We start from the raw sequence: 13,979 nt of genomic DNA, 5'->3' as shown, positions 1-13,979 counted from the left end.
AGAGTTCGGATGTTGTCGCAAACTCCATGATTCCGGACGGGCCGCGTCCGCTCTCAACCTCCTTCCACACGCGGAAAACCGCTGATCAGAGGCCCATCAATCGACTACGCAATCGCCCTGCCGCCAAGGAACCCGTCCCTCGTTCACCGCCCCCGTGTCCCTGCCATCACCAATGTCACGACAGGCAACGCCTAGCGGCGTAAAACTTCTCAAATCTCCCGTCAGCTCGAACCCGGTGGATTCGGGCTTGCTTGCGATGCCCACCAATGCCTGTGGACCTTAAAAACTCCGGGGTGGTTTCGGTCGCTGGTTTTGGAGGCCACGGTGAATGCCTGCGGCGTGGGCGTAGCGATGCCGCAAGGGTATGGCCGGGCACCTCACCCATTGACCGGTAGGCAGTGAACCATGGCTACTGCCAAGAGGTTTCGTTGGTCCGTGTCATCCAGGCCTGTCGACCGAGAAACCTCAGGCTCAGGGTGGGTCATCGACGCCGGGCGGCGGGAGCGAGTTCTGCGGCTCCGTAGCTGTTGTCATCGGGGTTGAGGGTGACTCCGGGGGCCACGAGCTCGTCGATGCGGTCCAGTACGGCCGTGCTCAGGTTGACGTCCGCGCCGGGCAGCTGTGACTCCAGCTGCTGCATGGTTCGGGGGCCAATGATCGCCGAGGTCACGCCGGGGTGGTTAAGCACGAATCCGAGGGCCAGTTCGATCAGGGTCAGGCCCTCCTTCTCGGCCAGCAGGGCCAGGTCTTCCACGATGTTCAGCTTGCGCTGGTTGGCGGGGCTGTCCATGTCGAAGCGGGCCTTGGGGCGGGCGGCGGAGGTGGGGGTACTGGCGGCGTCCTTGCGCCAGCGGCCGGTCAGCCAGCCACCGGACAAAGGGCTGTAGACCAGGGTTCCCATGCCGTGGCGCAGCGTGGTGGGCAGGACGTCTTCCTCGATGCCCCGCACGAGGATCGAGTACGGGGGCTGCTCGGAGACGAAGCGCTCGAGGTTGCGGGTACGGGAGGCCCATTGGGCCTCGACGATCTGGGAGCCGGAGTAGGACGAGGACCCGATGTAACGCACCTTGCCTTGACGCACCAAATCGGTCAGCGCGCCCAGGGTCTCCTCCACATCCATGCTCGGGCTCGGGCGGTGCACCTGGTACAGGTCGATGTAGTCAGTCCCGAGCCGGCGCAGCGAGTTCTCGACCTCCGTCATGATCCATTTGCGGGACCCGCCGCCGTGGTTGGGCTGCTGGTCCATCGGCATGAAGAACTTGGTCGCCAGGACGACGTCGTCGCGCCGGCCCTTCAGTGCCTTGCCGACGATCTCTTCCGAGACCCCGTTGGAGTACACATCGGCGGTGTCGACGAAGTTGATCCCGGCGTCCAGGGCCCGGTGGATGATCCGGATCGAGTCGTCCTGGTCGTCGTTGCCCCAAGGGCCGAACATCATCGTGCCCAGGCACAGTGAGCTGACGGACAGGCCGGTCCGGCCGAGCAGGCGGTATTCCATGTGTTTGCTCCGGTCTTCAGAAGGTGATCAGCACTTTGATGGCCTTACGGTCGGCCATCGCCTGGTATCCCGCGGGGGCATCGTCGATTTTCACCGTACGGTCGAAGACGCGGCCCGGCTCGATGGAGCCGTCCAGGACCAGTGGCAACAGAGTCGGGATGTAGGCGCGGGCAGGGGCGACGCCGCCGGTCAGGGTGACGTTGCGCATGAAGTCGGCGAATCCGAAGGGCACCTCCTCGAACTGCGGTGCACCCACCCGGCTGATGACGCCACCGTCCCGGACGACACCGAAGGCGGTCTCCAGGGCTTCCTTGAGGCCCACAGCCTCCAGGACAATGTGGGTGCCGTCCCCACCCGTCAACTCCTTGATCCTGGCGACGCCGTCGGCGCCCCGCTCGGCCACGACCTCGTCGGCGCCGAAGTCGCGGCCCAGGTCGGTACGGTCCCGGTGGCGGCCCATCAGGATGATCCGGTCGGCGCCGAGCAGGTGGGCGGCGATGACGGCGCACAGGCCGACCGCGCCGTCCCCGATGACGGTGACGCTCTTGCCGGGCGCGACCCCGGCGGTGACGGCCGCGTGATAGCCGGTCGACATGACGTCGGACAGGCTCAGGAGCGAGGGAACCAGGCTCTCGTCGAAGCCCGCAGGAACGGTCACCAGCGTGCCGTCGGCGTACGGGACGCGGACTCGTTCGCCCTGGCCACCGCCGATGTCCTCAGCGCCCCAGTGAGCGCCGTGACGGCACGACGTCTGCAGTCCTTCCTGACAGAACTCGCAGGTGCCATCCGAGGCCACGAACGGGGCGATGACGAAGTCACCGACCGCGACGCTCGTGACGTCCTCACCGATCTGCTCGACGACCCCGACGAACTCGTGTCCCATCAGGCGCCCGGTATCGGACGCGGGCATGGAGGCGTAGGGCCACAGATCCGATCCACAGATACATCCGGCCACGACTCGCACCAGCGCGTCCGTCGGCTGGCTCAGCTCCGGATCCGTCACCGTCTCGACCCGGACATCTCCGGCGCCGTACATCACTGTTGCTCGCACGATCTTTCCTTCTCTCAGACAATTTCAGGCAGGTATGGGAAGCGCATCCGCCTCAGGGAGGGGCTGGTGCTCGCCGGTGTTCAGGCTTGGCGGGCTGCGCGGGCCGGCAGGATCACGATGAGCACCACCAGGACGGCCAGGGCCAGGAACACGCTGCTTGCGGTGATCGCCTCATGGAACTGCCGGGTCACCGCAGCCACGGACGAACTGTCGGCCACCGCGTCGGCGGAGACAGCGACCAGGACGGCCAGGCCCAGCGCCGAGCCGAGCTGATGGGCCGTGTTGACCAGACCGGACGCAGCGCCGGCGTCGCTGGCATCGACCCCGGCGATACCGGCGTTGGTCAGGGGCGCGAACGCCAGGCCCTGACCGAGGCCGATCAGAATCATCGGCAGCGCGACCGCTACCCAGTAGCTGTCCCCGAGCCCGGCCCGGCTGAGCCAGAACATCCCGGCGAACGTCACCGCCGTTCCCCCAGCCAGCAGAACGCCGTTGGAGATGCGAGCGCTCAGTCGCGGGATGGCCATCGCGACCACGAAGTTCACCAGCGTCATCGGCAGGAACCCCAGACCGGCCTGAAGTGGACTGAAGCCGTAGGCGTTCTGCAGGAACTGCGTGGTGAAGAAGAAGAACCCCATCATGGCGCCGAGGTAGAGCAACCGGGTGGCATAGGCGCCGCTGCGCTCGCGGCTACGGAACAACCGCAGCGGCATGATCGGCTGCTCGGCCCGCGCCTCGTGGGCCACCAGAATGACCAGCAGGACCACCCCTGCGACCAGAGCGGCGATCACCCGCCAGGAAGACCAACCAGCATCCCCGGCCTCGATGAACCCGAACACCAACGCCCCGATCCCGAACGTCGCTCCCACAGCACCCAGAACATCGAACTTGCCCTTCCGGCGCGGGGTCTCGGTGAGCACCGCCCGGGCACCCACGATCATGGCCACGGCGATCGGGACATTGATCAAGAAGGCCGCACGCCAGGAGATCCATGCAGTGAAGGCCCCTCCCACGAGCATGCCCAGGCTGGCCCCGATGCCGGCCGTGGCCGCGTAGAGCGCTACCGCGCGACGTCGGGCCGCGCCCTCGAAGTAGCTGGTGATCAGGGCCAGGGACGTGGGCGCGACGATCGCAGCCCCGATGCCCTGGACAGCGCGGCCAGCGATCATCCACCAGCCCGCTTGGGACAGTCCGATCGATAGCGACGCGAGCCCGAAAATCGCCAGGCCCACGACGAACAGTCGCACCCGGCCGATCAGGTCACCGGCGCGAGCTCCAAGGAGCAGGAGCCCGCCGAAGACCAGGGTGTAGGCGTCCTGGATCCAGGACAGTTCGGCCGTGGACAGTCCCAGGCCGGCCTGGATACTGGGCAGCCCGGTGAAGATCACCGAATTGTCCAGGAGAATCATGAAGTAGCTGACCAGAATGATCGCCAGTACGTACCGGGCATGGCTGGGTGACGCCGTCCGGCTAGCTGATCCGGAAGCCGGGGTAGGCGCGGTCTGGGAGGCGGCGGCATCCGCGGCTGGGCTCGATACGGACCTGGACGGTGTGCTCATGACATTCAGTGAAGTGCCTGCCGAGATGATGGGGGAGAGTCTGCTGTGGCCGGTACTGGCATTACCTCCCAGGCCAGTCCGCTCTCGTCTGACCTCACCTGACCTCCGGGGGGATCTTGGAGGTCTGGAGGTCTGGGGGCTTGGGGGTACCGGCTGTACCGGGCAGGCCAGGCACTGGCGGGGGTGAGGTGGCAGCGGTCTTCTTGGATGTCGAGGGGGCCCCACCCCTCTGACGTCCGCCTTGGAAGGAAATCCGTGCCCACCACCGTGAAGGCTTACGCCGTGCTGGAGACCAATGGCAGCATTGAGCCGGTGACGATCGAGCGCCGCGACGTCGGCGCGCACGACGTGCAGATCGACATCCAATACTGCGGTATCTGCCACTCGGACATGAATTTCGTCAAAATGCCACTCCCTGAATCCCCGCTGGTCTTGGGCCACGAGATCGTGGGCGAAGTGACGGCGGTCGGTGAAGCGGTCACCAAGCACGCGGTCGGGGACCGCGTCGGTATCGGGTGCATGGTGAACTCGTGCCGGGAATGCGCCAACTGCCTGCAGGGCCAGGAACAATACTGCCTGAACGGCCACACCCTCGTCTTCAGCAGCCCAGACCGGGACGGCACGATGACGCAGGGCGGCTACTCCGAGATGATCGTGGCCAATGAGGACTTCGTCGTGAAGGTTCCGGCCGCCCTGGATCCAGCCGCTGCCGCTCCGCTGCTGTGCGCCGGGGCCACCGTCTTCGCCCCGCTGAAAGACTGGAAGGTGGGGCCGGGTAGCAATGTCGCGATCATCGGGCTTGGCGGCCTCGGGCACCTGGCGGTCAAATTTGCGAAGGCGAAAGGCGCCGTTGTCACCGCGCTCTCCCGCAGCGACCGCAAACGCGACGATGCCCTGCGCCTGGGCGCGGACGCGTACTTCGCCACGGCCGAGCAGGACACCTTCAAGACCCTCGCGAACTCCTTCGATCTCGTCATCAACACCGTCAGCGGCAGCATCGACGTCGACGCGTACCTGGGCCTGCTGGCCCTGGGTGGCACCTTGGTCAACGCCGGCATCGACTCCGAACCGGTGACCATGAACGTCTACAACGTCATCCGGAACCGTCGCAGCTACACCGGCACCCACTTCGGCGGCATCACCGAGACCCAGGAAATGCTTGATTTCGCTGCCGAACACGGCGTCACCGCCGAGATCGAGATGATCTCGGCCAATCAGATCAACGAGGCCTACCAGCGCATCCTCGACGCAGATGTCCGCTACCGGTTCGTCTTGGACAACGCCACCCTCACCTCGTAGGCCGATCAGCACCCTGGCACCAGCCACGACAATTGCAGGTGCCCAACCCTGTCGAAGTGTCCCAATGCCGCCAGAAATCAGGAACTCTGGCGAAAACGCAACCTCGTCTCGGCCCACTCCTTAAGGCGTCCCGTCCCGAGGTGTTCCGAGGTATCCAGAGGTGTCCTGAGGTTCCTGAGGTGTGGCGAGGTCGCGTCGTAGAACTGGGATACTGCGGTGGCCGGTAATGGCAGTGCCTCCCACACCGGGCTACCGCAGGCCTAGCCTGAGGTCATGAGTACCGACGACCTTTCCACGCAGGTTCGTGAGTTCCTCAGCACGCGCCGCGCCCGGATCAGTCCCGAGCAGGCCGGTTTGCCGGCCTACGGCGGCAACCGGCGGGTCAAGGGGCTGCGCCGCGAGGAAGTTGCCATGATGGCCGGTGTCTCGGTCGACTACTACATCCGGATGGAACGCGGAAACCTCAGCGGTGCCTCCGACAGCGTTCTGGAGAGCCTGGCCGACGCTCTCCAATTGGACGAGGCCGAACGGGTCCATCTGTTCAGTCTGGCCCGCACGAGCGCCTCCCCTTCCCGCGCCCGTCGGGCGCCGGCGCCGGTCACGGTGCGGCCGGTGATCCAGCAGGTGCTGGACGCCATGCCGGATACTCCGGCCTGGGTCCGCAACGGGCGTCACGACATCATCGCCATGAACCCGATGGCACGAGCGCTGTACTCGCTCATCCTGGAAGATCCCCGGCGCCCGGCCAACACCACCCGTTTCGTGTACCTGGATCGGCGGGCACCCGAGTTCTTCGTCGACTACGAGCGCATCGCCCAGGACGCCGCGGCCATGCTTCGCCTGGAAGCCGGTCGCAACCCGACCGATAAGGCATTGATCGAGCTCGTCGGTGAGCTGTCCACCCAGTCCGAACTCTTCCGCCATCGCTGGGCCTCGCATGACGTGAAGTTCCACCGAACCGGCGTCAAGCGCCTGCGGCACCCCGTCGTCGGGCAGTTGGACCTGGACTTCGAGTCGATGGACCTGTCCTCGGAACCGGGTCTGAGGCTGAACATTTACACCGCAGCCGCCGGTACGCCCACAGCCGATGGACTGAAATTGCTCGCCTCCTGGGCCGCGTCCCAGCTGGGCATCCCTACCGAAATGGCAGCCGGCGAGACCGCCTGATCCACCCATGGATTCCGCCTCTCGAAACCTGAGAACCCTTCCGGCGGAATCTTTCAGACTGGGGAAGGTCCTTTTTCATGTCTGCAACCAATCTCAGGTTGAACAACGATGTCGTGCTTCCTGCGATCGGGTTTGGAGTCTTCCAAACCCCGCCGGAGGAGACGCGTGCGGCCGTTCGCGCCGCCCTGGACGCCGGCTACCGCCACATCGACACGGCCGCAGCGTACGGCAACGAACGCCAGGTCGGTGAGGCCATCCAGGCATCGGACGTCGACCGGGGCCAGATCTTCGTCGAGACAAAGATCTGGATCAGCGACTACGGATACGACCGGACACTGCACGGTTTCGAGAAGTCCGCAGCCAAGCTGGGCGTCGAGCAGGTCGATCTCTTGATCCTGCACCAGGCACTGCCGTCCGACTTCGAGCGAACCCTCGAGGCGTACCGGGCCCTGGAAACGCTCCTGGCCGATGGCAAGGTCCGGGCCATCGGGGTCAGCAACTTCATGGTCGAGCACCTGAGCAGACTGCTGGATGCACGAGACGTGGTTCCGGCGGTCAACCAGATCGAGGTGCACCCCTACTTCACCCAGCCAGAAGTGCAGGCCTTCAACACCCAGCACGGCATCCTCACCCAGGCGTGGTCACCGATTGGCGGTATCACCTTCTACCGCGAGGCCGGGCACACCAGCACACTCAAGGACCCAGCGATCGCCGAGATCGCGGTGAAGCACGGCAAGACGCCGGCTCAGGTGATGCTGCGCTGGCACGTTCAGCAGGGCCGATCGGCCATCCCCAAATCCACTCGTCCGGCGCGGATGGCCGAGAACCTCGACGTGTTCGACTTCGAGTTGTCCACCGCCGAACTCGCTTCGCTGGACGCCCTGAACACCGGCAAGCGTGGTGGTCCCGAACCCACCGCCATCACCCTCCAGGACTACGGCCGTCCCATTCCTGAGGCCTGACCAGCTCCTGAGCCAGGCAATGAGTCAGGCAATGAGTCAGGCAATGAGTCAGGTCGTTAGGCCCCGTCCCCTGTCAGGCGGGCATGGCGTGTGCTTCGCCGGGAAGCAGCAATGTCAATCGGCTCCAGGTCGGGCTGCCGGGTTCGGCGCCGTAGACCAGAAGGGTGAGTCCGGGAGCAGAGGCCAGCGTCAGCCGGTCATGGCTCAGTTCGAGCAGCCCGGCGCTCCGATGCTGGATCACCTTGTTTCCCGCCACGAAGGACTGGGCGTGGGCGGCCGCCCATCGCACCCGGAACGCTTCACTGCGCGTGGCCAGCTCGCCGATCAGTAGGGACAGTTTCCTGTCCTGCGGGTTCTGGGTGACGGCAGCTTGCAAGGCGGCCACGCAGTCGTCCGCGGCCTTGTCCCATCGCACCCAGAACTCGCCGGCCAGCGGATCCAGGAAAACGAAACGTGCTTCATTGACGGGTTTCTCAAGGCTGGTCAAAGCGTCGGCGTAGAGCGCTTTCCCCAGTTCGTTACCGCCCAGCAGGTCAAGACGCTGATTGCGGACCACCACGGGAACACCGCTCAGTGCCATCAAGAGACGCTGGACCGCCTGTGGGTACGCCCGCGAACGATGGTGTGTCGCCCTGTTCTGTGCGAGTTTCCGCAGAAGCCGCCGGTCTGTCTCGTCCAGCCGCAGCACGTCGGCGACCGCGCTCAGCAGACGCTCCGAGGCGCCCGGCAGTTGCCCCCGCTCCAGCTTGGCGTAGTAGTCAGTGCTGACTCCGGCCAGCAGCGCTACATCGGACCGACGCAAACCTTGCTCTCTGCGCTGTCCTGAGACGTTGTCCAATCCCGCTTCTTCCGGAGTGATCCTGGCCCGGCGGGACATCAGGAAGTTGCGGAGCTCGTCCCGGTTGTCCATTCCTCGACGGTAAAGGCCGCCCGATCGGAGAAGGAGGGGCTGTCAATACCAGGCTGGCCCGTCCCCGCACGGCCACGGACGTCACGCCTCATGCCTCCAGGGGGTACTGCCAGTACCTGAAACGACAGGAACTCCCTGACACCGGCACCAGAGGGTTCCATGGATGCAGGCGATGTCAACGTGGGCATCACTGCCGTCCCCACGACCGTGATCCTGTAAGGATGGAAGATCTTGCGAGCAACGTTCATGTACGGAGCCGGAGACGTTCGGGTGGAGCAGGTTCCCGACCCTGAACTGAAGCAGCCCACCGACGCCATCGTCCGCATCGTGCGTGCCTGCGTGTGCGGCTCGGATCTGCACCCATACAACAGCATGCCGACCGGTGACCACGCCGCCGCGATGGGCCATGAGCTCATCGGTGTCGTCGAGGAAATCGGCCGCGACGTGACTGGCCTGGCCAAGGGCGACTTCGTCATCTCGCCCTTCGCCTACGCCGACAACACTTGCCCCATCTGCCGAGACGGATTCCAGACCGCCTGCCCCAACGGCGGCTGGTACGGCCTCGGTGACGTCGGGGGCGCCCAGGCCGAACTGGTCCGTGTCCCCCAGGCCGGCGGAACGCTGGTCAAGGTGCCGGCCGGAGTGGACGAGGCGCTCTACCCGTCCCTGCTCGCCCTGTCCGATGTCTACCTGACCGGCTACCACGCTGCCTTCATGGCCAAGGCCGGCGCGGGCAAGACCGTGACCGTCATCGGTGACGGTGCGGTCGGGCTCTCCGCCGTGCTCGCAGCCCGGCAGATGGGTGCGGAACGGATCATCCTGATGGGCCGCCACACCGCCCGCACGGACCTCGGCAAAGAGTTCGGCGCCACCGACGTCGTCGCCGAACGCGGCGACGAAGGCATCGCCAAGGTCATGGACCTGACCGGCGGTCAGGGGTCGCACATCGTCCTCGAGGCTGTCGGCCACATGCCGGCCTACCATCAGGCCTACGGCGTGGTCCGAGCCGGCGGGGTCATCAGCCGGGTCGGCGTGCCCCAGTACGAGGACGCACCGGTGGGTTTCGGCTCCCTGTTCGGCAAGAACATCACCCTCAACGGTGGCCCCGCCCCTGTGCGCGCCTACATCGACACCGCGCTCACCGATGTCCTCAACGGGAAGATCGAACCGGGGAAGGTTTTCGACCAGACCCGCAACCTGGACGACGTCGCCGACGCCTACAAGGCTATGGACTCCCGCACCGCCCTGAAAGTCCAGCTCACCATCTGAGCAACTGGCGCACCCGACGGTGTGGTCCGCCCCCCGGCCACACCGTCCGCACTTCCCGATCCGCAACCTCTGTTCCGGACAGGACGACTATGACGATCAGCCACACCGCGCGCAGCAATCATGAGCAGCTCTTTCCAGGCCTGACCTCGGACCTGGCCACCACGGACCCCGAATTCATCGCCTACTTCGATAACTTCGCCTTCGACGAGATCCTGCAGCACGGCACGCTGCCCACCCGCACCCGGCTCATGGTGCAGCTGGCCGCTCTCATCGGCGCTCAGGCCCTGACCGAATACACGGCCATCCTCGGCGCTGCCCTGAACAACGACGTCACCCCGGTCGAGATCAAAGAAATCGTCTACCAGGCCGTTCCATATGTCGGAATCGGCAAGGCCATCGACTTCCTCAGAGTCACCAATACCACTCTCGCTGAGCACGGCGTGTCACTTCCTCTGCCGGGGCAGTCCACCACCACTCCCGTGACCCGCGCCGAAAAAGGTCTCAGCGTTCAGAAGCAGATCGTCGGCGCCGATCGCGTTGACAGCATGTACGCCAACGCCCCCGCCGACGAGATGCACATCCAGGAACTCCTGTCGGCCAACTGCTTCGGCGACCACTACACCCGCGACGGTCTGGACCTGCCGACACGCGAACTGCTGACCCTATCCGTGCTGGCCGCCATGGGCGGCTGCGATCCACAGGTCAAGGGCCACGTCGCGGCCAACCTCAACGTCGGCAACGACCGTGCCACCCTGCTCGCCGTCATCACTCAACTACTGCCCTTCATCGGATACCCGCGTACCCTGAACGCCCTGCGGGCGCTGGACGAGATCACCCTTTAGGAGGTTCCTGTCATGCAGCTCGACCCTCGCCCTTCCACAGTGAAAAACCCTCCGGAGCAGTTCACCGGGGACGTCTGGCTCGACACCCTGGCCCACCCCCGTGAAGCCGGCCAGCGGATGGTCGTGGGCAGGGTCCGCTTCGCCCCCGGCGCCCGGACGGCCTGGCATTCCCACGCTCGTGGTCAGACTCTGCACATCACCTCTGGTGTGGCATGGGTCCAGTCCCGCGGCGAGGCTAAGATCGAAGCACACGCTGGGCAGACCCTCTACTGTCCGCCTGGTCAGGAGCACTGGCACGGTGCCTCTCCCGACTCCTTCATGGAGCACCTGGCGATGCTGGACCAGGCTGATGACCCGGCCACAACAACAACCTGGCTGGAACATGTCAGTGACGAGGAGTACTCCGCCGGATGAACACCTGGACCAGCGAAGCTGCGCGATCCCTGGCCCAGCCGCAAGAAGTACGGATCGTCGCTCGCCGCGCCGACGGCACACTTCGCAACCCCAGAATCATCTGGATCGTCCGGGACGGGGAGCGCGTCTTCATCCGCTCTACCAACGGGCGAAGCGCCGACTGGTTCCGCTGGGCCATCGCCACCGGCAGTGGGCAGCTTCTGACCGGCAACCGCGCCTACGAAGTCGTTTTCGCCGAAGCCGAGCAGAACGATCTTCCGGCGATCGATGCGGCCTACCGCACCAAGTACGGCCACTACGCATCCATCGTCGACCATCTCGAGGAACCTGGACCGCGTGCAGCCACTCTTCATGTGCTCCCGGCCTGACAATGACCCGCATGGGACCGTCCTGATACAGGAATGGTGGTTACAGCGTTGGGGGTATGGGTTCCCCGGCCGGTCATGGCCGCGTTCATCGACACGGTGAAGGACAAGTTCGGGATCGAGCCGGTCTGCACGGTGCTGTCGAGGTTCGTGTGGAAGATCGCCCCGTCAACCTATTACGCTGTCAATTCCCGCCCGAAGGCGGAGCGCGCGACGCGGGAGGAGCTGATCGAGGAAGTCATCCTCGAGCGGTGGTACGACCCGGCCGCCGGGCGGGAGGTCTACGGCTCCCGGAAGATGTGAAACTTCTTGGGATCGTCGATTTCGCTTACCTCGACACCCATGCTGGGAAGGTCTACGCGGCGTTCGTGATGGACGGGTTCTCCAAGCCGTCTGAGCCCCGGGTCGGCGCCGACACCCTGGCTGCGCGCGAACGGATCAGACGGACGTCCGCACCCGGGTGCCGGGTCGGCCGCGGGCGTCCCCCGCTCGTTCGGGACGCCTCGGACCGTCACCCAGCGCCCTGGCCGACCAGGGCGGCAGCAGGTAGACAACACCTCGGTGTGGGCCGGGACACGGTGAAGCGCGCGCAATGCTGAGGCGAGACTTTCGATCAGGTCCTGGCGCGTGACAGCCTCTGCTGTAGAACCCGTTTCGTGGAGGCGGGCCGGGCCCTGGCGTCAGTCGATCGGTTCGGTTTCGGCTGCTCCTGCCCCGGTGTCGAGGCGGGCCAGCAGGGCCAGCGCGTCGGCGTCGGCCGTGCCCGGTTCCGCGTGGTACATCACCACCTGGAGGCCATCGGCGCCGACGACCGCCAGCTTCTCGCGGCGCAGCCGCAGCTCGCCCAGGCGAGGGTGGCGGATCAAGCTGTTCTCGCTGCTGCCCCGGCCGATGTCGTGCCGGGCCCAGAGCCTGCGGAAGTGCTCGCTCTTCAGCGACAGCTCACCGATCAGGGACTGGAGGCGTGGATCGTCGGTGTCGGTGCCGGCCTCGGCCCGTAGCTGGGCCACCACCCGGGCTGCGTTCTGTTCCAGGTCCGGGTGGTAGAGGCGGGCCTGTGGGTCGGTGAACAGGGTGAGGAGCCGGTTGGTCCCTGGTCTCATCAGCGGGGACAGGCTGATGGCGAGGTCGTTGGCGGCCAGCACGTCCCGGTAGCGATTGACGACGAAAGCGGGCACGTTGAGCGTCTGGAGCAGCATCTGGATGCCGGCCGGCACCCCGTCGGCCGGGCCGGTCGGGCGGCGCCGACCCCGCCGGTTGGCCAGCTCGGTCAGGTAGGTGGTGCTTTCAGCGTCCAGTTGCAGCACCCGGGCCAGCGCGTCCACCACCTGCGCCGAGGGAGTGCGGTCGCGGCCCTGTTCCAGCCGCAGGTAGTACTCCGCGCTGATCCCGGCGAGCATGGCAACCTCTTCACGACGGAGCCCGGGGGTGCGGCGGATCCCGCCGCCGGGCAGGCCCACCTGCGCCGGTTGCACGCGTTCGCGCCGGGCGCGCAGGAAGTCTCCGAGTGCGCTGCTGGTCGCCATGCCTCCACCGTAGGCGCTCGATCCTCCTGGTGACTGTCCCTGTTTCTACCAGGAAGATCTCGGTACTGCCGGAACCTGGGGCGGGTGCTGGACCGTAACCGGCATGACATCGAGAACGTGGTTCATCACCGGGGTCAACAGCGGCTTCGGGCGGCAGATGACCGAACAGCTGCTGGCGCGGGGCGATCGGGTGGCCGGCACGGTGCGCCGGCCAGGTTCGGTCGCGGACCTCCAGGACGCGTACGGCGAGAAGTTCTGGGTCGCTCACCTCGACCTGGCCGATCTACCGGCGGCGCGGGGCGTCGTGGACCGGGCTTTCGCCGAGCTGGGCCGGATCGACGTGGTGGTCAACAACGCCGGCTACGGCTTGTTCGGTGCGGCCGAGGAACTGACCGACGAGCAGGTCGTGGCTCAGGTGAGCACGAACCTGCTGGGCTCGGTCCAGGTGGTGCGGGCGGCGCTGCCGCATCTGCGGGCGCAGGGCGGTGGCCGCCTGATCCAGATCTCCTCCTACGGGGGGCAGGCCACCAACCCGGGCGCGTCGCTGTATCACGCGGGTAAGTGGGGCATCGAAGGCTTCATGGAGGGCACGGCCCGGGACGTGGCTCCGTTCGGGATCGGGGTCACGATCGTCGAGCCCGGCGGCGCCAGGACGGAGTTCCGGTTCGACAGCCTCCAGCTCGCACAGCCGATGGGCGCCTACGACGGCACCCCCGCGGCGATGGTGCGCGGCGCCAAGGACCGCAGCCGCCCTCCGCTGGGTGACCCGGCCAAGATGGCCGCCCGGATCATCGACAGTGCCGCTCAGGAACCGGCACCGCTGCGGGTGGTCCTGGGCAGCGACGCGTATCGCTTCGTCACCACCGCGCTGCGGGAGCGGCTGGCCCAGATCGAGCCTCAGCAGGACCTGGCCGCCTCCACCGACTGGACCGGCAACCCGGCCTGAGCGGTGACGATCTCGCCTCACGCCTGGCCGGGGTGATCGGCTGCTGCTGCGGGTGCAGGCATGAAGCAGCCTTCCGATCAAGGATCTTCGCGCGCTGAACGGCGATCTCGGGTGAGCGTCGACCACTTGCGCAGCAGGTCGTCTACGTCGGCGTTGGCATCTCGCAATCCG

General features: G+C 66.2%; 14 protein-coding genes. 9 read left to right on the top strand and 5 right to left on the bottom strand.

Annotated elements, in window-relative coordinates; translation table 11 throughout:
• Positions 1 to 481: 481 nt before the first annotated feature.
• From KIH74_RS35190 to KIH74_RS35180, 3 genes are all read right to left on the bottom strand, one after another.
• Positions 482 to 1,498, bottom strand: a complete 1,017-nt coding sequence (locus KIH74_RS35190) for an aldo/keto reductase (protein WP_214160785.1) — start codon at positions 1,496 to 1,498, stop codon at positions 482 to 484.
• 16 nt (positions 1,499 to 1,514) lie between these two features.
• A complete protein-coding gene (locus KIH74_RS35185; RefSeq protein ID WP_214160784.1) occupies positions 1,515 to 2,549 on the bottom strand; it encodes a zinc-binding dehydrogenase in 1,035 nt (344 codons plus the stop codon).
• Between the two features lie 80 nt (positions 2,550 to 2,629).
• The gene (locus KIH74_RS35180) at positions 2,630 to 4,108 is read right to left on the bottom strand and encodes an MFS transporter (RefSeq protein WP_214160783.1); all 1,479 of its coding nucleotides are present in this window, start codon (positions 4,106 to 4,108) and stop codon (positions 2,630 to 2,632) included.
• A gap of 255 nt (positions 4,109 to 4,363) precedes the next feature.
• Between KIH74_RS35180 and KIH74_RS35175 the strand changes: the two genes are divergently transcribed.
• The 3 genes from KIH74_RS35175 to KIH74_RS35165 all read left to right on the top strand — a co-directional run bounded on the left by KIH74_RS35175 (position 4,364) and on the right by KIH74_RS35165 (position 7,536).
• Complete coding sequence (locus tag KIH74_RS35175) at positions 4,364 to 5,407, top strand: NAD(P)-dependent alcohol dehydrogenase (protein WP_214160782.1); 1,044 nt, start codon at positions 4,364 to 4,366, stop codon at positions 5,405 to 5,407.
• 273 nt (positions 5,408 to 5,680) lie between these two features.
• The gene (locus KIH74_RS35170) at positions 5,681 to 6,574 is read left to right on the top strand and encodes a helix-turn-helix domain-containing protein (RefSeq protein ID WP_214160781.1); all 894 of its coding nucleotides are present in this window, start codon (positions 5,681 to 5,683) and stop codon (positions 6,572 to 6,574) included.
• A gap of 77 nt (positions 6,575 to 6,651) precedes the next feature.
• Positions 6,652 to 7,536, top strand: coding sequence for an aldo/keto reductase (locus KIH74_RS35165; protein ID WP_214160780.1), 885 nt, complete (start codon positions 6,652 to 6,654; stop codon positions 7,534 to 7,536).
• A 73-nt stretch (positions 7,537 to 7,609) separates the two neighbouring features.
• On the opposite strand, the gene KIH74_RS35160 is transcribed toward KIH74_RS35165, so the two are convergent.
• A complete protein-coding gene (locus KIH74_RS35160) occupies positions 7,610 to 8,446 on the bottom strand; it encodes a helix-turn-helix transcriptional regulator (protein WP_214160779.1) in 837 nt (278 codons plus the stop codon).
• A 246-nt stretch (positions 8,447 to 8,692) separates the two neighbouring features.
• Between KIH74_RS35160 and KIH74_RS35155 the strand changes: the two genes are divergently transcribed.
• The 5 genes from KIH74_RS35155 (at position 8,693) to KIH74_RS35135 (ending at position 11,639) form a co-directional block, all read left to right on the top strand.
• Entirely contained in the window at positions 8,693 to 9,715 is a 1,023-nt protein-coding gene (locus KIH74_RS35155; protein WP_246573832.1) for a zinc-binding dehydrogenase, read from the top strand.
• A gap of 89 nt (positions 9,716 to 9,804) precedes the next feature.
• Positions 9,805 to 10,557, top strand: a complete 753-nt coding sequence (locus KIH74_RS35150) for a carboxymuconolactone decarboxylase family protein (protein WP_214160777.1) — start codon at positions 9,805 to 9,807, stop codon at positions 10,555 to 10,557.
• Positions 10,558 to 10,569: 12 nt separating this feature from the next.
• Positions 10,570 to 10,971 carry a (R)-mandelonitrile lyase gene (locus tag KIH74_RS35145; protein ID WP_214160776.1) on the top strand — a complete coding sequence of 134 codons (402 nt, stop codon included), beginning with the start codon at positions 10,570 to 10,572 and terminating at the stop codon, positions 10,969 to 10,971.
• Positions 10,968 to 11,339, top strand: coding sequence for a DUF2255 family protein (locus KIH74_RS35140; protein ID WP_214160775.1), 372 nt, complete (start codon positions 10,968 to 10,970; stop codon positions 11,337 to 11,339). The genes KIH74_RS35145 and KIH74_RS35140 overlap by 4 nt, the downstream gene beginning before the upstream one ends.
• Before the next feature lie 75 nt (positions 11,340 to 11,414).
• Complete coding sequence (locus KIH74_RS35135; RefSeq protein ID WP_214160774.1) at positions 11,415 to 11,639, top strand: hypothetical protein; 225 nt, start codon at positions 11,415 to 11,417, stop codon at positions 11,637 to 11,639.
• Positions 11,640 to 12,016: 377 nt separating this feature from the next.
• On the opposite strand, the gene KIH74_RS35130 is transcribed toward KIH74_RS35135, so the two are convergent.
• Positions 12,017 to 12,862 (bottom strand): helix-turn-helix transcriptional regulator, encoded by an 846-nt coding sequence (locus KIH74_RS35130; RefSeq protein ID WP_214160773.1) that lies wholly within the window; start codon positions 12,860 to 12,862, stop codon positions 12,017 to 12,019.
• Between the two features lie 103 nt (positions 12,863 to 12,965).
• Here KIH74_RS35130 and KIH74_RS35125 point away from each other — a divergent pair, with 103 nt between their 5' ends.
• Positions 12,966 to 13,808 carry an SDR family oxidoreductase gene (locus KIH74_RS35125; RefSeq protein WP_214160772.1) on the top strand — a complete coding sequence of 281 codons (843 nt, stop codon included), beginning with the start codon at positions 12,966 to 12,968 and terminating at the stop codon, positions 13,806 to 13,808.
• Positions 13,809 to 13,979 lie beyond the last annotated feature (171 nt).

Source organism: Kineosporia corallincola (assembly GCF_018499875.1).
Lineage (GTDB): Bacteria > Actinomycetota > Actinomycetes > Actinomycetales > Kineosporiaceae > Kineosporia > Kineosporia corallincola.
The sequence above is the reverse complement of the archived record's forward strand: the minus strand, read 5'-3'. Positions and strand labels throughout refer to the sequence as shown.